The organism is Allobosea sp. 05T438 (assembly GCF_056396025.1).
The window spans coordinates 35,109-51,425 of record NZ_JBFTKQ010000005.1 but is presented as its reverse complement, the minus strand read 5'-3'; the positions used below and the strand labels follow the sequence as shown (position 1 = coordinate 51,425).

Annotated in this window: 17 protein-coding genes and 1 tRNA gene; 6 read left to right on the top strand and 12 right to left on the bottom strand. The window is 62.9% G+C overall.

Translation table 11 applies throughout. The annotated features are described in order from the left end of the window. Entirely contained in the window at positions 1–1,095 is a 1,095-nt protein-coding gene (locus AC1DIN_RS12810) for an ABC transporter ATP-binding protein (protein WP_476810093.1), read from the top strand. Positions 1,096–1,386: 291 nt separating this feature from the next. Here AC1DIN_RS12810 and AC1DIN_RS12805 read toward each other — a convergent pair whose 3' ends face one another. From AC1DIN_RS12805 to AC1DIN_RS12775, 7 genes are read right to left on the bottom strand one after another with little or no spacing between them, the layout of a single operon-like run. Beyond that, positions 1,387–2,190: an MBL fold metallo-hydrolase gene (locus AC1DIN_RS12805; protein WP_476765180.1), complete on the bottom strand. Its 804-nt coding sequence runs from the start codon at positions 2,188–2,190 to the stop codon at positions 1,387–1,389. 8 nt (positions 2,191–2,198) lie between these two features. Then, a complete protein-coding gene (locus AC1DIN_RS12800; protein ID WP_476810270.1) occupies positions 2,199–2,999 on the bottom strand; it encodes a TatD family hydrolase in 801 nt (266 codons plus the stop codon). Beyond that, on the bottom strand, positions 2,999–4,558 hold the full coding sequence (gene metG, locus AC1DIN_RS12795) for a methionine--tRNA ligase (RefSeq protein WP_476810092.1): 1,560 nt from the start codon (positions 4,556–4,558) through the stop codon (positions 2,999–3,001). Before metG ends, AC1DIN_RS12800 begins: the two co-directional genes overlap by 1 nt. A gap of 21 nt (positions 4,559–4,579) precedes the next feature. Beyond that, on the bottom strand, positions 4,580–5,650 hold the full coding sequence (locus AC1DIN_RS12790; RefSeq protein WP_476810091.1) for a DNA polymerase III subunit delta': 1,071 nt from the start codon (positions 5,648–5,650) through the stop codon (positions 4,580–4,582). Further along, positions 5,650–6,300: a dTMP kinase gene (gene tmk / locus AC1DIN_RS12785; protein ID WP_476810090.1), complete on the bottom strand. Its 651-nt coding sequence runs from the start codon at positions 6,298–6,300 to the stop codon at positions 5,650–5,652. The genes AC1DIN_RS12790 and tmk overlap by 1 nt, the downstream gene beginning before the upstream one ends. 10 nt (positions 6,301–6,310) lie before the next feature. Beyond that, positions 6,311–7,531: a D-alanyl-D-alanine carboxypeptidase family protein gene (locus tag AC1DIN_RS12780; protein ID WP_476810089.1), complete on the bottom strand. Its 1,221-nt coding sequence runs from the start codon at positions 7,529–7,531 to the stop codon at positions 6,311–6,313. Between the two features lie 48 nt (positions 7,532–7,579). Beyond that, positions 7,580–8,743, bottom strand: a complete 1,164-nt coding sequence (locus AC1DIN_RS12775) for a septal ring lytic transglycosylase RlpA family protein (RefSeq protein ID WP_476810088.1) — start codon at positions 8,741–8,743, stop codon at positions 7,580–7,582. 367 nt (positions 8,744–9,110) lie between these two features. Between AC1DIN_RS12775 and AC1DIN_RS12770 the strand changes: the two genes are divergently transcribed. Next, positions 9,111–9,200 (top strand) — tRNA-Ser (locus AC1DIN_RS12770). Between the two features lie 143 nt (positions 9,201–9,343). On the opposite strand, the gene AC1DIN_RS12765 is transcribed toward AC1DIN_RS12770, so the two are convergent. From AC1DIN_RS12765 to AC1DIN_RS12745, 5 genes are all read right to left on the bottom strand, one after another. Continuing rightward, the gene (locus AC1DIN_RS12765; RefSeq protein ID WP_476810087.1) at positions 9,344–10,072 is read right to left on the bottom strand and encodes a hypothetical protein; all 729 of its coding nucleotides are present in this window, start codon (positions 10,070–10,072) and stop codon (positions 9,344–9,346) included. Then, positions 10,059–10,562 (bottom strand): hypothetical protein, encoded by a 504-nt coding sequence (locus AC1DIN_RS12760; protein ID WP_476810086.1) that lies wholly within the window; start codon positions 10,560–10,562, stop codon positions 10,059–10,061. Before AC1DIN_RS12760 ends, AC1DIN_RS12765 begins: the two co-directional genes overlap by 14 nt. Positions 10,563–10,694: 132 nt before the next feature. Further along, positions 10,695–11,033, bottom strand: coding sequence for a hypothetical protein (locus AC1DIN_RS12755; RefSeq protein WP_476810085.1), 339 nt, complete (start codon positions 11,031–11,033; stop codon positions 10,695–10,697). A 12-nt stretch (positions 11,034–11,045) separates the two neighbouring features. After that, complete coding sequence (locus tag AC1DIN_RS12750) at positions 11,046–11,396, bottom strand: hypothetical protein (RefSeq protein WP_476810084.1); 351 nt, start codon at positions 11,394–11,396, stop codon at positions 11,046–11,048. 441 nt (positions 11,397–11,837) lie between these two features. After that, on the bottom strand, positions 11,838–12,842 hold the full coding sequence (locus tag AC1DIN_RS12745) for an AraC family transcriptional regulator (RefSeq protein ID WP_476810083.1): 1,005 nt from the start codon (positions 12,840–12,842) through the stop codon (positions 11,838–11,840). A 159-nt stretch (positions 12,843–13,001) separates the two neighbouring features. Between AC1DIN_RS12745 and AC1DIN_RS12740 the strand changes: the two genes are divergently transcribed. The 4 genes from AC1DIN_RS12740 (at position 13,002) to AC1DIN_RS12725 (ending at position 16,276) form a co-directional block, all read left to right on the top strand. Further along, entirely contained in the window at positions 13,002–13,820 is an 819-nt protein-coding gene (locus AC1DIN_RS12740) for a hypothetical protein (protein ID WP_476810082.1), read from the top strand. A gap of 177 nt (positions 13,821–13,997) precedes the next feature. Further along, a complete protein-coding gene (locus AC1DIN_RS12735) occupies positions 13,998–15,437 on the top strand; it encodes a DUF1254 domain-containing protein (RefSeq protein ID WP_476810081.1) in 1,440 nt (479 codons plus the stop codon). Between the two features lie 201 nt (positions 15,438–15,638). Beyond that, on the top strand, positions 15,639–15,995 hold the full coding sequence (locus AC1DIN_RS12730; protein ID WP_476810080.1) for an HdeA/HdeB family chaperone: 357 nt from the start codon (positions 15,639–15,641) through the stop codon (positions 15,993–15,995). A 59-nt stretch (positions 15,996–16,054) separates the two neighbouring features. Continuing rightward, positions 16,055–16,276, top strand: a complete 222-nt coding sequence (locus tag AC1DIN_RS12725) for a hypothetical protein (RefSeq protein ID WP_476810079.1) — start codon at positions 16,055–16,057, stop codon at positions 16,274–16,276. Positions 16,277–16,317: the final 41 nt, after the last annotated feature.

Sequence of the window (16,317 nt, the reverse complement as noted above, 5' to 3'; positions counted from 1 at the left end):
ATGACCGCATCCGCGATCGCCACGCCCGCCGTCTCCGTCGATATCGAGAGCGTCAACCTCTCCTATGGCGACAACCATGTGCTGAAGGATGTGAGCCTGGCGATCCGGCCGGGTGAATTCTTCGCCTTCCTCGGGCCGTCAGGCTGCGGCAAGACCACGCTGCTCAGGCTGATCGCCGGCTTCAACCGGGCCGATACCGGTCGCGTCGTCATCGGCGGCAGGGATATTTCATCGCTTCCGCCCTGGAAGCGCGATGTCGGCATGGTCTTTCAGTCCTATGCGCTCTGGCCGCATATGACGGTGCGCGCCAATGTCGCCTTCGGGCTCGAGGAAAGGGGCGTTCCCAAGGCCGAGATCGAGCGGCGGGTCGAGGCTGCGCTCAGCTTGGTGGGGCTCTCGCACCTGGCCGGTCGGAGGCCTTCGCAGTTGTCGGGAGGGCAGCAGCAGCGCGTCGCCGTGGCGCGCACCATCGCCGTGGAGCCGAAGGTGCTGCTCCTCGACGAGCCGCTCTCCAATCTCGACGCGAAGATGCGCGTGCAGGTGCGCCGCGAGTTGCGCGACCTGCAGCAACGGCTCGGGTTGACGACGATCTTCGTCACCCATGACCAGGAGGAGGCCAATACAATCTGCGACCGTATCGCCGTGATGAACGACGGTGTCGTCCAGCAGGTCGGCACCCCGATGGAGCTCTATGAGCGCCCGGCAAATCTGTTCGTCGCGAACTTCCTCGGCACAGCGAACATCCTCGCCGGCAAGATCGTCGGCAGCGGTGACGCGCAGCGCTTCGAGCTCGAAGGTGGGATCGCAGTTCCGGTGGCCGGCGAGGCATCGGTGCCGGACCATGCCAAGCTGCTGTTCCGCCCGCAACATGCCGCGCTGGAGCTTCCGGGGACGGGCGCAGGCGACGCGCTGTCCCTGCCGGCCAGGATCGCCCGCTGCGAGTTTCTGGGTTCGAGCATGCGCTACGGCGTCCTCGTCGGTGCTACGGAAGTCTCGGTCGATATGCCCTTTCAGTCGGGCCGTACGGTTTTCGGGGTCGGCACCGACGTCTCGCTGCGGCTCTCTGCGAAGTCGCTGCAGTGGCTGGATTGCTAGCTGTGCTCTGCCGGAAGTGGCGCCGGCGCCTCGAAGATCTGCTCCATCAACGGCGTCGACTGGACCAAGCTCACGCGCGCTCGCGTCAACCGACAGCTTCTTGGCATGCAGGGAGATCCGGCGGCGTTCGTGCGGATCGAAATGCCGATAGGCGACGGCCGTCCAAAAGCACTCCCGGCGTAACTCGCGGATTTCTCTCACAAGCCGCACCTGGAAATGGAACCTGCTTTCGACACAAGCGATTCGCATAAGACATATTATGGAACAGTCTTGGGTGTCGAAACTGGTGCCTTACCCGGCAATCGTCAGCGTCATTCCATCAAACGCCACTGCGATATTGTCCGCCAAGCGACTGGTAAGTCCGGCATAATCCAGATCGACATGGAGATTGGTCAGGATTGCGCGCCGCGGCTTCAGTTCGGCGATCGCGGCGAGCGACTGCGCCAGATGGAAATGGCTCGGATGCGGCGTCTCGCGCAGGCAGTCCAGGATGAGGACATCGAGGCCGGCCATGGTCTCCATCGCCGCTGGCGGGATCAGGCTGACATCCGGCAGATATGCCAGGGAGCCGAAACGGAAGCCGAGCGCCTCGTAGTTTGGCCCGTGCTCGACCCGGAATGGCAGCGCCTCGATCGGCCCGCCGGCGCCATCGATGGTCTGGCTGCGGCCAGCCGTGATCTGATCGACATCCAGGATCGGCGGGTAATAGCTGCCTGCTGGGGTCTCAAAGAGATAGCCGAAGCGTGAGCGCAGCGAGGCCTGCGTCGTCGTGTCGGCATAGATGCGGATGCGCTGGCGCATATGCAGGACGAGCGCGCGCAGATCGTCGATGCCGTGGAGGTGGTCGGCATGGTCATGCGTCATCAGCACGCCGTCGAGCGCCTCCACCTCGGCGGACAGCAGCTGTTCGCGCAGATCCGGAGAGGTATCGACCAGAACGCGTGTGGTGCCGTCCGGCCCCGAGCGCGTCAGCAGGATCGAGCAGCGCCGCCGGCGGTTCTTCGGATTGCTCGGATCGCATGCGCCCCAGCCGGAACCCGGCCTTGGCACGCCACCCGAGGAACCGCAGCCGAGGATCGTAGCCGTCAGCGTCATGGCGCGGATCAGGCGACCCGCGCGACCGGCGCGGCGTGGTCCATCTTCCAGTAGCAGTGCCGGGCGTTCTCGCTGGTGATCCGTGCGGCCTCGTCGAAGGATACGCCGATTGCATCCGCCAGAACCTTCGCCGTTTCAACGACATAGGCCGGTTCGTTGCGCTTGCCCCTGAACGGAACGGGGGCCAGATACGGGGCGTCCGTCTCGACCAGCAGGCGCTCGCGCGGCACCATCCGAGCGATACGGCGGAGGTTCTCCGAGGTCTTGAAGGTCAGGATGCCGGAGAAGGACACGTAGAAGCCCAGTTCGACGCCGGCCATGGCGAGCGCCTCGCCGGCCGTGAAGCAATGCAGGATGGCCGGGAAGGCGCCCTTCCCGGTTTCCTCCCGCAGGATCGCGATCATGTCGTCATCCGCCTCGCGGGCGTGGATGACGAGCGGAAGCTGCGTCATCCGGGCGGCGGCGATGTGGGTTCGCAGTCCCTGCCCCTGTGCATCACGCGGGCTGGAATCGTAGTGATAGTCGAGCCCCGCCTCACCGATGGCGACGCAGCGCGGATGGCGCGACAGCTCCGCCAGCCGTTCGGCTGTGACGTCGAGTTCCTCATGCGCATTGTGCGGATGCGTCCCGACCGAGAACCAGACCGACGGGAAGCGTTCCGCGATCGCGGCATAATCCGCGAAACGCGCGACGCGGGTCGAGATCGTGACCATCCGGCTGACGCCTGCGGCTTCGGCCCGCGCGACATAGGCCGGCAGTTCCGCGGCGAAGTCCGGGAAATCGAGATGACAGTGTGTGTCGATGACCATCACGCGGCCTGACCGTCCTCGGGCTCGACGTAGCGCGGAAATACGGCGCTCGGCGCCGGCAGCGGCGTGCCGCTGACCAGACGGCCGGCCTCGCCCAGGACAGCGAAATTGCGCGCATCGGCGGGCACACCGAGCAGATCGAGCAGCTTGCCCGCCGCCTCCGGCATTACCGGCTGCACCAGTATTGCGACCTGCCGGATCACCTCGATCGTGACGTAGAGCACGGTGTCGCGGCGCGCCGGATCGGTCTTGGTCAGGCGCCAGGGCTCGTTGGCGGCGAAGTAGCGGTTCGCCTCTGCGACAACAGCCCAGAGATCGGCCAGCAGGTTATGCAGGGCATAGTCGAGCATCGCGGTCCGCGCCCTGGCGAGCGCGCCGTCGGCCATGGCGAGCATCGCCTCGTCCGCCTCGGTCAGCGCCCCGCAATGCGGCACCCTGCCCTCGCAGTTCTTGGCGATCATCGACAGCGAGCGCTGCGCCAGATTGCCGAGATCATTGGCGAGATCGGCATTGATCCGCCCGACGATGGCATCGTGGCTGTAATTGCCGTCCTGGCCGAAGGAGACGTCGCGCAGGAAGAAATAGCGCAGCTGGTCGACGCCATAGGTCGCGGCGAGGTCGAAGGGGTCGACGACGTTGCCGAGCGACTTCGACATCTTCGTGCCCTTGTTCAGCAGGAATCCGTGACCGAAGACACGCTTCGGCAGCGGCAGCCCCGCCGACATCAGAAAAGCAGGCCAGTAGACCGTGTGGAAGCGCACGATGTCCTTGCCGATGATGTGGACATCGGCCGGCCAGTAATGCGCGCGCGGGCTCGCCGGATCGGGAAAGCCCGTTCCGGTCAGGTAGTTGTTGAGCGCGTCGACCCAGACATACATGACGTGCTTCGGGTCGCCCGGAACCGGCAGGCCCCAGTCGAAGGTCGTGCGGCTGATCGACAGATCCTCGAGCCCGCCCTTGACGAAGGAGACGACCTCATTGCGCCGTGTCTCGGGCGAGACGAAGTCCGGCACATCCTCGTAGAGCTTGAGCAGCGCGTCCTGGTACTTGGCGAGCCGGAAGAAATAACTCTCCTCCTCGACCCATTCGACCGGAGTGCCCTGCCCTCCCAGCCGCGTGCCGTCGGGCTGGAGGGTGGTCTCCTCCTCGCCGTAGAAGGCCTCGTCGCGCACGGAATACCAGCCGGAATACTTGGCGAGATAGATGTCGCCATTGGCTTCCATCCGCCGCCAGAGCTCGTCGGTCGAGACCTCGTGGTCGGGGTCGGTGGTGCGGATGAAGCGGTCGAAGGAACAGCCGAGGCGCTGCTCCATCTCCTGGAAGCGCGCCGCGATCTTGTCGACGAACTCCTTCGCCGACAGGCCGTTCTGGGCCGCCGTACGCTGAACCTTCTGGCCGTGCTCGTCCGTGCCGGTCATGGCGAAGACGTCGAAGCCGTCGAGCCGCTTGAAGCGCGCGATCGCGTCCGCCGCCACCATCTCATAGGCGTGGCCGATATGCGGCGGCCCGTTGGTGTAATGGATCGCGGTCGTCAGGTAGAATTTCGGGGCGGTTGCCATCGTCTGTCCGAGAGCTTCGCTTCACGCTGCGCGCGAGCGGGAAACCGCAGCCGACAGATCATGAAACATCGTCATCACCAGCGGTCGACGGTCGAGATTGTAGGTCTCGACCTCTCGCGCCTGCTGTCCCAGCTTTTCCCATACCTCGGCAAGCGGTGCAAGGCGCGCCGGTTGCGCTGCAGCATGCGCGTGGAGATGGTCGGAGATCCAGCCCTGCACCGTCTCGATCATCACCGCGAAATCGCGCTCGCCGGCCTTGCCGGCGACATCCTCGGCCAGGGCCAGCAACGCCGGGGTGTCGACATGCGGCAACGCGTCGAGGCGCGCCCTCACCGCTTCGACCAGAGCGAGCGTCTCCGGATCGACATAGGTCAGCGCCCGCCGCACGGAGCCTTCGGCGAGGCCCGCGGCGCGGCGCAATGCGGAGGCGTCGAACGGCGCCTCCATGCGCGCGAGCGCCAGGCTTCCGGCCTCGATCACACCGGCCTCATCGAGCGGGGCGAAGGTCAAAAGGCGACAGCGAGAGCGGATCGTCGGCAGCATCCTCCCCGGCGCATGGGCGACGATCAGGAACAGCGCCCGCGGCGGCGGCTCCTCCAGCAACTTCAGCAGTGCATTGGCGGCGGAGCGCTCCATATCCTCGGCGGAATCGACGATGCAGACGCGCCAGCCACCTTCGGCGGCGCTCGCACCGAAGCGATCGATCACGCGCCGCACCGCATCGACGGGAATGTTGCTGGTGTAGCTCTTGCCGTCCGGCTTCGGCAGCCGCCGCAGCAGATGCAGATCGGGATGCGACTGCGCCATGATGCGCCGCGAGGCGGGGTCGCCTTCGGGCATGGCGAGATCGGTTTTCTGCGCCGCCCGCGTCCTCGGATCACCAGCGGCGAGCATGAAGCGCGCCGCGCGATAGGCGAAGCTCGCCTTGCCGATGCCTTCCGGCCCGCCGAGGAGCCAGGCGTGATGCATCCTGCCGTACGTGACGGCGTCGAGGAAGGCTCGCTCCTGCGCCTCGTGGCCGATCAGGCTCAACGTCTCGCGCGGATGCGGCGCGGTCGGCAGCCGGTCGGGTTCGTCGCTGGTCTCTCGCATCACGCTTCCGGTCTGAACTGAAGGCGCTCGCTCACTGCCTTCCACGCCGCTTCGGCGAGCGCCTCGGGCTGCAGCGTCGCATCGACCACGACGCAGCGCTGCGGCTCGCGGGCGGCAATGTCGCGATAGGCTTGGCGCAGATTGCGATGGAAGGCCAGCGTCTCGCCCTCGAAGCGATCGACCGCCTCCCCCGGACGACGACGTTTTGCGGCGCGGGCAAGGCCGATTTCGGGATCGAGATCGAGGATCAGGGTGAGATCCGGCATCAGACCGGCGATGGTCACGGATTCGAGTTCGGCCAGCAGGGCCGGATCGATCTTGCCCAGCACGCCCTGATAGACCCGCGTGGAATCGATGAAGCGATCGCAGATCACCCATTCGCCGCCTTCCAGCGCAGGGCGGATCAGGCTGTCGATATGGTCGATCCGCGCGGCCGAGAACATCAGGGCCTCCGCAAAGGCGCCATAGTCCTTGGCTTGCCCGGCCAGGATCATCTCGCGAATGGCCTCGGCCTTGGGTGAGCCGCCGGGCTCGCGCGTTGTCCGCGTCGGGAAGCCGGCCTCTCCGAGCCGCGCAGCCAGCGCGCGCGCCAGCGTCGATTTGCCGGCGCCCTCCCCACCTTCGAGGGTGATGAAACGTCCCTTGTCCATGTCGATCCGTTCAGCTCCGGCCCAGCGCCTTGCGGACCCAGCCGGTCGTGGCCTCGAACAGCGCATCGAGTGCGCGGCTCTGCAGCGTGCCGGCCTGCACCGTTTCGGCCGCGTAGAGGGGCACGTCCAAGGTCTTGATATCGCCGCGCGTCACGATGAGGCGGCCAACTTCCGCCCCTTCCTGGACTGGAACCGCTAGGGGGCCGCGATAGACGATGCGCGCAGCCAGGCGCTCGGTGCTGCCCCGCGGCAGGAGCAAGCTGATGGCGCCCTTGCTGCGCAGCCCGACGCGCCCCTTTTCGCCGCCATAGACGCTCGCCTCTCCGACGATCTCGCCATTGGCGAAGAGCTGGCGGCGTTCAAAGGCGCGAAAGCCCCATTCCAGCAGCTTGCGGGCCTCGCTCGCCCGGTCCCGCGCCGTCTTGAGGCCGTTGACGACGACAATCAGGCGCTGGCCGTTCTGGACGGCCGAGCCGACGAGGCCAAAGCCCGACTCGTCGATGTTCCCCGTCTTCAGCCCGTCGGCGCCGATATCCATCGTCAGCAGCGGGTTGCGGTTCTGCTGCCTGATCTTGTTCCAGGTGAACTCGCGCTGGCCGAAGATCTTGTAGAGTTCCGGATAGGTCTTGATGATGTGGTCGGCAAGCAAGGCGAGCTCGCGCGCCGTCACCCGCTGTTGCGGGTCGGCCATGCCGGTCGCATTCCGAAACACGGATTTCGTCAAGCCGAGCCCCCGGACCCGCTCGGTCATGATTCGGCCGAACGTCGCTTCATCCCCCGCGATGGCTTCGGCGAGAGCGATCGAAGCGTCATTGCCGGACTGAACGATGATGCCTTGCAGAATGTCGGACAGCTTGATGCGGCTGTTGACGATGGCGAACATCGCCGAGCCGCCCGAAGGCGCGCCGCCCTTGCGCCAGGCATTTTCGGAGATGCCGATCTCACTGTCGAGAGACAAGCGGCCGGCGCTGATATCCTGAAAGGCGACCAGCACCGTTGCCAGCTTGGCCATGCTGGCCGGGACCATCAGTTCGTCGGCCGATTTCTCGTAGAGGACGGCGCCGGTATCCGAATCGAGCAGGACAGCGAAAGGCGCCTGCGACTGAAAGCTCTGCGCCTGGACCGCGGCGGCAAATCCCAGCGCGATGAAGAGGACAAGCAGGCGAGCGACCAGCCACCGAACCGGCGGCGCGGCCGCGGCATACGGGTTGGGACGACAAAAGGCGCTCATGCCTCAATGTGAAGCAGAGCGCCCGGTATCAGGTCAAGGCGATTGGCGTCAGTTGCGCGCCAGCGACTGAAGAGTCTGGGGAGCCACCTGGTTGAGCGGATGGCCTTTGGCGAGGCGCTCTGCCGGAGCCTTCTCGGGCGCCGTGAAGAGGCGGGCCATGCTCGCGCGCGGCGGCGGCAGCGTGGAGCGTAGTGCCGTCGGAACCGCAACCTGCTTTCCGGCGTTGGCGATGGTATCGAGATCGAAAGGCCGGCTCGGCGGCAGCGGGGCGGCACGGACCGGCGTGGCTTCAGCAGCCGCGGGACCGGCCGAGGCCAATGTCGCCATGACCGGCGACGAGGGCGAGATCGTCCGCGTCGCCTGCGGTGCATAGGCCTGGGCGACAGGCTGGCTGATCGCGGGCGCCGGAGCGGGTTCAGGCTCGACCGCCGGGGCTGGGGCCGGGGCGTCGATATCGGCGCTGCGCGTGCGCGTCGTGGCGACCCCTTCCGTGCTGGCGACCATCGTCCGTGCGCTGGTGCCCGGGATCGGAGCCTGGCTGCCGTCGGTGCGGAGCGTGGCGAGCAGGAGATTATCGTCGGAGCCGGCGAGCGAAGCCTGGCCGAGATATTCCATCTTGATGCGCGCGGTGCCGAGATGGCGGAAGGCGAGCGCATCGGCGGTCTTCTGCGACACGTCCATCAGGCGATTGCCGTGGTAGGGGCCGCGGTCGTTGACGCGTACGATGATCGAGCGATTGTTCAAAAGGTTGGTGACACGCGCATAGGCCGGCAGTGGCATGGTGGGATGCGCGGCGGAGATGCTGTTGCGGTCATAGACCTCGCCATTGGCCGTGCGCCGGCCGTGGAAGGCCTCGCCATACCAGGAGGCCATGCCGACAGCGGAATAGCCAAGCGGCTTTTCGTAGGGCACGTAGCGCTTGCCGGCGACCGAATAGGCCTTGCCGACGAGCTGGCGACCGCCCCCCTTTGGCACCTCCTCGCCATCCGCGACGACGCGCGGGCTGGCGGGGCCGTATTTCCACTGCGGGAAGGCGCCGATCTCCTTGGAGCGGCGGCCCGCGGTCTGATTGCCTGCGCAGTTGGCGACGAACAGCCCGGCCAGCACGACGCAGCCCAGACGCGCAATGGACGAGACGGAAGAAGACGCTGGAGGCGATCCGGTCACGCTGGAGGGGAGCTCCTTGGCCGAAAGGCTAGCGTCTCGCATCATTCTGCTCTTCCGCTTTCTGCGCCAAAAACCACGGCTTCGCCCAAGCCGCATGCACGGCTTGTCCGAGTTTTCGGTCAATTCCTTTAAGGGATCGTTAAACAGCGAAATGCCTGTGTTGAGGATTCGCTGAACAGGACGTCCCTGCCTTTGAGCGGGCACAAAGGTGTTCGAACGGTGACGGGTGTCAACCGGCCCGACAGAACTTCGCCACTTTTTCCACCGGCAGTGACCTTATCGCCACTATCGTCGACGAAAGCCCGGCGCTTCGATTACGGTCGGGATGTATGGGTCGTTTTATCGGGAAGTTGCGCTTTACCCTCACAGGCCCCTTGCAAATCGGCAGCCCCGATTGCATTGAACCATGGCCGGAAGGGTGGCCGAGTGGTTTAAGGCAGCGGTCTTGAAAACCGCCGTGGGTGCAAGCCCACCGTGGGTTCGAATCCCACCCCTTCCGCCAAAATCCTATGTTTTATAGGCTTATTTGCCCCACTGACCCACGAACCCCCAATTCACCCCCGGATGCAATCGGGCGTTTTGGTGCCTGATTCTTCCGAACATAGTGGCATTGCGGAGATGCCCAGTTAGCCGAGAGCGGGAACTTCAGGAGCCGAATTTATCGAACACGTTGAGGAGCAGCATCTCAATGTGGGCGGCGACCGTATTAGGCCCGACCTTCAAACTGTTGGGGTGTCCACAGCCGTTTCGCAGGGTCAAGCCAGTCGCGAGCTGCATTTTCACATTTTTGCCCACCATCCCGATGGCTGCGATCCGGTCAAGAAAGTCGGACTCTTTCATGCGTCCGAGGTCGTCCGTAGTCGCCGCGACCTTCCACTTCGAATCGACCTTCTTCGCCTCGGCGTTGAAGGCTGCCAGATGGTTAGTAGCAACCTCGTTCTGTAGGACGCCGACCGCAGCGAGCCACGACATTACGATGGCGGACCGATAGAGAGCAGCCTCGTGGCACTGGATAGCCTCAGCTACGAAGGCGCGCGTCGTATCGTCTTTGATGGAGGCCAAGTGCTTACGCAGGTCCTGGGCGATCTTCGCGGCGGCGGGCGGGAGCTTGCTTACACCGAGTTCTTCGAGCCGCGCGTGACCCTTCTCCGATACCTCGTAGCCCTCGGGCATTTTGAGGGTTGTGCCCTTCGCCCTCGTCAGAATGACGGCGATGTTCCACGTCTTCATATTGCAGCCGGATTCAACCGCCCGCGCCATGATGGCAGGGCTTTTTACCGGCTGGTTGAGGCTCGCGATGACGAGAAGGACCTTATCGGCCCGTGAAAGTCCGTCGCGCTGGAGGGCGAGTTTAAGTTCGTCAGGACTGAGCAATTCGGGCCTTCAAGCTCGCCAGCTCGCTCGCAGACAGAGACATCTGATCACCAGTCATCGTCATGAGTACCTTCCCAACCACGAGCGCCTGCAGCGTCTTGCTGAGATTTGAGCTCATAGTTTGATGGTAGTACCCGTGGGCTTGCTGCATATCGGCAAGCAATTCTTTGCGATTGAAGCTCTTTCGACCCTGACACACTTGCAGATGGGCCGCAGCAGCAAGTGCAACTTCTCGCGCAGACTTGGCGCTGAGGCGGGCTGCAACGGTCTGCACCGAGAGATTAGCAATATCGGCAGTGTCGTCCGCGCCTTCCTCTCCATTGTCGGAATCATTTAGCGGAGCCAGGCCGTCGAACGTGCCGGGAGGGGCCGCGCCGGCCAACGACTCGATATGGCTGAAGAGGTCCTTTACCGCCTCATTGTCGTAGACTGCGTCGCCTTCGTACTCAAACTCGATGTGACCCATTTTGATCTTAAGCTTGGTTGGCATTGTCGTTCCCCTGCCGCAAAGTATAGCAGAGGGAACCGTCCCCGACGGAGTCAAGCTCGCGCCCAAAGTTGTTGTGGATGGAAACAACAGAGTCTGGAACCTCCGCTTGTAAGCAGCTCGTCGGTACCGCGTTCAGGCAGTTTTCGCTGCCTGACGTCTGCGGTTCTCCCGACTTTGCTCTGCGGTCGGGAAATCCATGACGATGCCCGGGACGCCGTACTTGATTCGAAGCCAGCGGCCCTCTTGCCCATTGTCGCGGCGAATCATCCGGCCCTCGCTGACCAGATGTTCACAGACAGCCAGGACGTAGGCTCGCTGACGTTCCTCGGTCAGACCGCTGTTCGTCCAAGGGATAGCGTGGCGGACGTAATCCATCGCTACAGCACCACTCTTCTGCTCGGCTGCATAGGCCAGCACTGCGTCGATATCACGGGGGTGGCGGTTCAGTTCGGCGCTCTCAATCTCGTTCACGGCGCTGTCTCCTTAGTACTTAAGGGAGATGCCACCGGGGGCATTTGACGCGCCGAGTGTGGCCGGGGCGCCGAACATCTGTAGGCTCATCTCCTTCAGCGGTCGGACATAAAATCGATCGCCGCTCCGAGGCACGATGCCGAGCCTGTCAGCGAAGTATAATGTGTGAACATACCCGGAGCCGACGATATCAATAACAGTACCGAGCGACACAGAGCGGTCAGCGCGGTCATCGCCCGTGCGCTCTTCAACGATCAGCAGCGCGGCACAGTATGCCTTTAGCGCGCGAGCCTGCTGCACTCGCACCGCTTCTTCAGCCATGACGGTAGCGAGCAATTCAATTTGGTGGGTGTTTATGTGCATTTCATACTCCTGCGGCGCCGAACGGGGGTCTTTTTGTGGGCCATCCGGGCGGTAGTCGCCAAATCGCCTAGCGGGGATAGCTGTTCAGTCGAAGGATCACGCAGTTTTGCGGGCGAGCGAGATCAGCCACTCCAGTTCCGACAGCGGGAGGTCATTCAGGGGCGGCTGCCAGCGCTGCGTTTGTGGTGAGCGCGCGGCGCTCGTGGCATGGTCTGAGCCCGGGTCAATTGTTCGCGCCGGTCAGGAGCGCCTACACACTTGCCTCCTGATGGGGTGGTCAAGGGTGTCGGCGCCGGAGGCGAATGCCGGTTGCCTCGGTCACTTCGGTACTGTGGCGCTTGAGGCGCAAATCGTTGCAGATGGCCCAAGCGCGTAGGTCGCAGACCAATCGCCGAGTTTCGGCTGTGCCGGCAGGCTTGGACATGCCCGGAACTCTTAATGCTAGATTTTCGAGCGAAACGCCCGGGGTGTTCGGCCGGTCGCCTTTTGGAAGGCGCGCGCGAAATTGGCTGGAGAGGAATATCCCATCTCTACCGAAACACGGGTGATCGAGCCATTCATGTGCCTGAGCAACTCGATCGCTCGCTGAAGCCTTGCAGCGTTCGTTAAGCTGCGAAAATCGGTGCCTAGCCGATCCAACTCGCGTTGCAGCGTCCGAACGCTGGTACCCATCGGTCGTGCGGCACGATCGATGGACACACTGCCGGTGAGAACCTGGGCGCGAATTTGTTCCACCACGACGCCGAGCAGATCGCGTGGAGCGCCGCCGGGCCGGTCTCGGGCCACATCCTCGATGGTGACGATGGGCCATGCCCCGCGGTTGGGGGCGGCCGACAAGAGGTGCCGTTCCATGACGATCGTCACGGCGGGCGCGTTGAACAGGACCGGGCACTGGAAGAGATCTTCGAACGGTCTGATCTGGCGCGGCCTGTTGATATTGAGCTCGACGCGCAATGGCCGCCAGTCGAAAGGCAAATAAGCCCTCAGGACGCTGAGCAGAACGCCGGCAGCCGCTCCCGCGATCATGTCGTAGCCCGCGTGGCCAGCCAAGGCAAAGACGTAGCTATAGCGTGCCTCGTCGCCGACGATGGCGAAGGACATCCTGTCCTGCGTGCTATGATAAGGCAGCGCCGTAATGGCCCGCTGGATGGATTGGCCGAGAGTATCGCCCCCCAGAACGAAGTGCCCGAAGCTGCCGTAATTGCCTGCGCTCATCATCGGTGCGATCAGAAGCCCGAGATTGGGCTCGCCGGCCGCCCTTGCCGCAGCATTCACGAAGGCAAGGACTGCGGCATGCGGGATGAAACAATTGCGACCTTCGATCAGCTCCAGATCGAAGCCTGCCGCGCGGTTCGCCTGCAGAAGCGCCTTTGCCCCGATTTCCTGACGTAGGAAAGCTGGTAGACCGTGCAGGATATGGCTCGAGATGACAGAAATCTCAGCCACGCGCTGGACGCTCCGGAATGCCGCAAGGTTGGCGCAAAATGAGTAGCACCAAAATTAGATTACTGCTTTGTCGCACAGCATAAGTGCCGCGAGCAAACGGAAATCTGATTCTGATCGCCGTCACTTTTATTAAAGTCGAGGGAATTTACTGCCGTGCGCATGAGGACGTCGATCGGGCTGGCTAAGCTGGCACTCTGCGCGACCCTGTCGTGTTCAGGAGCCGCGCTGGCGGAAGATTCAACGGGCAGCCCCGGCGATCTGGCTAAAGCAGCGCAGAACCCCGTTGCCGACATGATCAGCGTGCCTTTCCAGAACAACTTCAACTTCAATGTCGGTCCGCACAAACAGCTGCAGAATGTCCTCAACATCCAGCCGGTGATTCCGATCACGCTGAACAAGGATTGGAACCTGATCACGCGCTGGATCACGCCTGTGATCTCGCAGCCGGCCCTGACGGTGAATGGGGATCGCGAGTTCGGCCTGGGCGACATCAATCCCAGCTTCTTCTTCTCGCCGAAGCAGCCGACTCACGGCATCATTTGGGGCATCGGGCCGACCGTCGTACTCCCCACCGGCACTGACAAGACCCTCACGTCTGGCAAGTACTCGGCGGGGCCGGCCTTCGTAGCCTTGGCAATCGAAGGACCCTGGGTTGTCGGCGTCCTCGTCAACAACGTCTGGTCCTTCGCGGGCAAGAGCAACCGCAGCGCGGTCAACGCGATGACATTGCAACCCTTTGTTAACTACAACTTCCATGGCGGCTGGTACCTGACATCGTCCCCCGTTATCACCGCCAATTGGGATGCCGGCCACGGCGAACGTTGGACGGTGCCGATCGGAGGCGGTTTTGGGCGCGTGTTCAAGATCGGCCATCAGCCCGTCAATGCGCAGCTCGCAGCCTACTACAATGTCGCAACGCCCAGCGGCGCCGCCGATTGGCAGCTGAGGGCCCAGCTCCAGTTCCTGTTTCCGAAGTGATGAACGAACACGCCGCTCCTAGGATGCCTCTCGGGTGTCGCGAGCGGGCCCAGGTCGAATATTCAAGCGGGCTAATTGGTCGCTTTTGCAATGTTAATCTTCGCCGAGGTCGCATAGCTTTCTCCGCTTCCTGCGCGCGGTTTCCTCATAAATTATAAACCGGAAGGAAGTGTTCAGATGATCACGAAACGCGATCTCCTCGGCTCCGCGGCATTGGCTGCGATATCTGTGGCCGCAGTAAAATCTAGCCCCGTCTTGGCTCAGAACAAAGCCGAATGGCCCAACGTGTTCGAGGCCAAGGACATTGCCGAAGAAGGCTTCATCTACGGCCTGCCGCTCGTCATGAATTACGCGGTCATGCAAGAGTTCGCCGTCGACAGGAATTCGGGGCAGTTCAAGGCACCGTTCAACCAAATCGAAAACCAACACCATGTCGCCACCCCGGCGGACACGGCAGTCATCACGCCGAATAGCGACACGCCTTACTCGTTCATATGGCTGGATCTGCGTGCTGAACCGATGGTCATCTCGGTGCCGACGGTCGAAAGGGAGCGCTACTACGCGGTCCAGCTCATCGACGCCAATACCTACAATTACGGCTATATCGGCACGCGCGCCACGGGAACCGAGCCGGGCGACTATCTGGTCGTTGGCCCCGACTGGAAGGGTGGAACGCCCACCGGGATCAAGCAGGTCTTCCGATCGACGACGCCGTTCTCGCTCGCTTTGATCCGCACCCAGCTCTTCAACCCCGGCGACATGACGAACGTCGAGAAGATCCAGGCCGGCTACAAGGGGCAACCGCTTTCGACCTTCCTCAAACAGCCCGCCCCGCCTGCCGCACCGAAGATCGCGTTCGTTCCCGCCACGACTGCGGGGATCAAGGATAACTTCTTCGAGTATCTCGACGCGGCGCTGCAATATGTTCCCGAGACGCCAAGGGACCAGGCGGTTCGTGCGAAACTGGCGAAGATCGGCATCGGCCCCGGCAAGACCTTCGCGTTCAAGGATCTGTCACTCGAACATAAGGCCGCAATCCTGATCGCCATGAAGCAGGGTGACGACAAGGTCGACAAATGGCTGGCCAGCGGAAACAAGAATATCAACGGCTGGAATGTCGGCGCGTTCTTCGGCGACGAGGCCTTCTACAACGGCGATTGGATCATGCGGGCGGGGTCTGCCAAGGGCGGTCTCCTCGGCAACGACGCCGTGGAAGCCATGTACCCCTACACGCGAACGGACGCGACCGGTGAGCCGCTCGACGGCAGCAAGCACAAATACACCATCACCTTCGCGCCGGGCCAGTTGCCGCCAGTGAATGCGTTCTGGTCGGTTACGATGTACGACGGCAAGAGTCAGTTGCTGGTGAAGAACCCGATCAATCGCTACCTCATCAACTCTCCGATGCTGCCGGCGATGAAAAAGGACGCGGACGGCTCGCTGACGCTGTATCTCCAAAAAGACAGCCCTGGTGCCGACAAGGAGGCAAACTGGCTTCCGGCGCCGGATGACAAAATCTATCTCGTGATGCGCCTCTATTGGCCGAAGCCTACACCGCCTTCGATTCTGCCGGCGGGCACAGGAACATGGCAGCCACCGGGCGTGAAGCGGGTCTGATAGTATACGAAAGACTTGGTGCGCCCTCTAGTCGCAAGGTCATTGCGATAACGCGGTCGTCTTCCGTGCCGTCTGCAGATTCGGCATAATATTCAATCGGAATTATCGCCAAGGCGACCCAAAACTGGGTCGCCTAATATGATCGGCTTGCCATTTTCTCTCAATACCTGCGACTCTTACACTTTAAAACAGGAGATCATTATGTCCAAAACTCTCGCTGCCGTGGCGTTTTCGCTCGTCTGCGCAGCCTCGTCTTCGGCGACGGCCCAGGTTCCGCTCACGAGCTATGTCGACGCCAACGGCTTCATCGATGTTCAGGCCCTGACCTGCGCGCAACTCGCCGGGACCTTCCAGGAGGATGCCGACGCACTTTCTGCCTGGTATAGCGGTTGGTATAACGGTCTCGCCAAGAAGCATTTCCTTGACCTGAAGAAGGGCAAGGTCGTCGAGCACGAGCTCATCGTCTACTGCAAAGCCAATCCCGATAAGAAGATCATCGAGGCGCTTGCGGTCGTGTTCAAGGATGAGCGCGCCAAGCTCGGAATTCACCTGAAGTAAATATTTGAAGCATCGGCAATCATTTCAGGTAGCTCCAATCTCAGCCAGGATAGAACGTCATGAGTCCATATATCTCAGCCGGGATTGCGCTACCACTCGGACTGATCCTTGCAGGCTGCCAAACTTCGCAATCAAGGCAAGAGCAGCTTGCCGCGATTTGTGCTGATCCGGCCAACCGGCAGCCCAATACCTTCTACTGGGCAGAATGTCAGTCGCTTTATCCGTCGACGAGTCGGCAGTTGCAAAAGGATTACGCGCTTGGCGCTCCGACAGGCGACTGAGGTCGGGACCGGGCCGTGCCGTAAGAGAACGAGCGCGAGCC

Bases quoted from the DNA above. Each gene is read 5' to 3' on its own strand.
- AC1DIN_RS12810 (WP_476810093.1), top strand. From the start codon at position 1: ATGACCGCATCCGCGATCGCCACGCCCGCCGTCTCCGTCGATATCGAG.
- AC1DIN_RS12805 (WP_476765180.1), bottom strand. From the start codon at position 2,190: ATGACGCTGACGGCTACGATCCTCGGCTGCGGTTCCTCGGGTGGCGTG.
- AC1DIN_RS12800 (WP_476810270.1), bottom strand. From the start codon at position 2,999: ATGGTCATCGACACACACTGTCATCTCGATTTCCCGGACTTCGCCGCG.
- metG (WP_476810092.1), bottom strand. From the start codon at position 4,558: ATGGCAACCGCCCCGAAATTCTACCTGACGACCGCGATCCATTACACC.
- AC1DIN_RS12790 (WP_476810091.1), bottom strand. From the start codon at position 5,650: ATGCGAGAGACCAGCGACGAACCCGACCGGCTGCCGACCGCGCCGCAT.
- tmk (WP_476810090.1), bottom strand. From the start codon at position 6,300: ATGGACAAGGGACGTTTCATCACCCTCGAAGGTGGGGAGGGCGCCGGC.
- AC1DIN_RS12780 (WP_476810089.1), bottom strand. From the start codon at position 7,531: ATGAGCGCCTTTTGTCGTCCCAACCCGTATGCCGCGGCCGCGCCGCCG.
- AC1DIN_RS12775 (WP_476810088.1), bottom strand. From the start codon at position 8,743: ATGATGCGAGACGCTAGCCTTTCGGCCAAGGAGCTCCCCTCCAGCGTG.
- AC1DIN_RS12760 (WP_476810086.1), bottom strand. From the start codon at position 10,562: ATGCCAACCAAGCTTAAGATCAAAATGGGTCACATCGAGTTTGAGTAC.
- AC1DIN_RS12750 (WP_476810084.1), bottom strand. From the start codon at position 11,396: ATGCACATAAACACCCACCAAATTGAATTGCTCGCTACCGTCATGGCT.
- AC1DIN_RS12740 (WP_476810082.1), top strand. From the start codon at position 13,002: ATGAGGACGTCGATCGGGCTGGCTAAGCTGGCACTCTGCGCGACCCTG.
- AC1DIN_RS12735 (WP_476810081.1), top strand. From the start codon at position 13,998: ATGATCACGAAACGCGATCTCCTCGGCTCCGCGGCATTGGCTGCGATA.
- AC1DIN_RS12730 (WP_476810080.1), top strand. From the start codon at position 15,639: ATGTCCAAAACTCTCGCTGCCGTGGCGTTTTCGCTCGTCTGCGCAGCC.
- AC1DIN_RS12725 (WP_476810079.1), top strand. From the start codon at position 16,055: ATGAGTCCATATATCTCAGCCGGGATTGCGCTACCACTCGGACTGATC.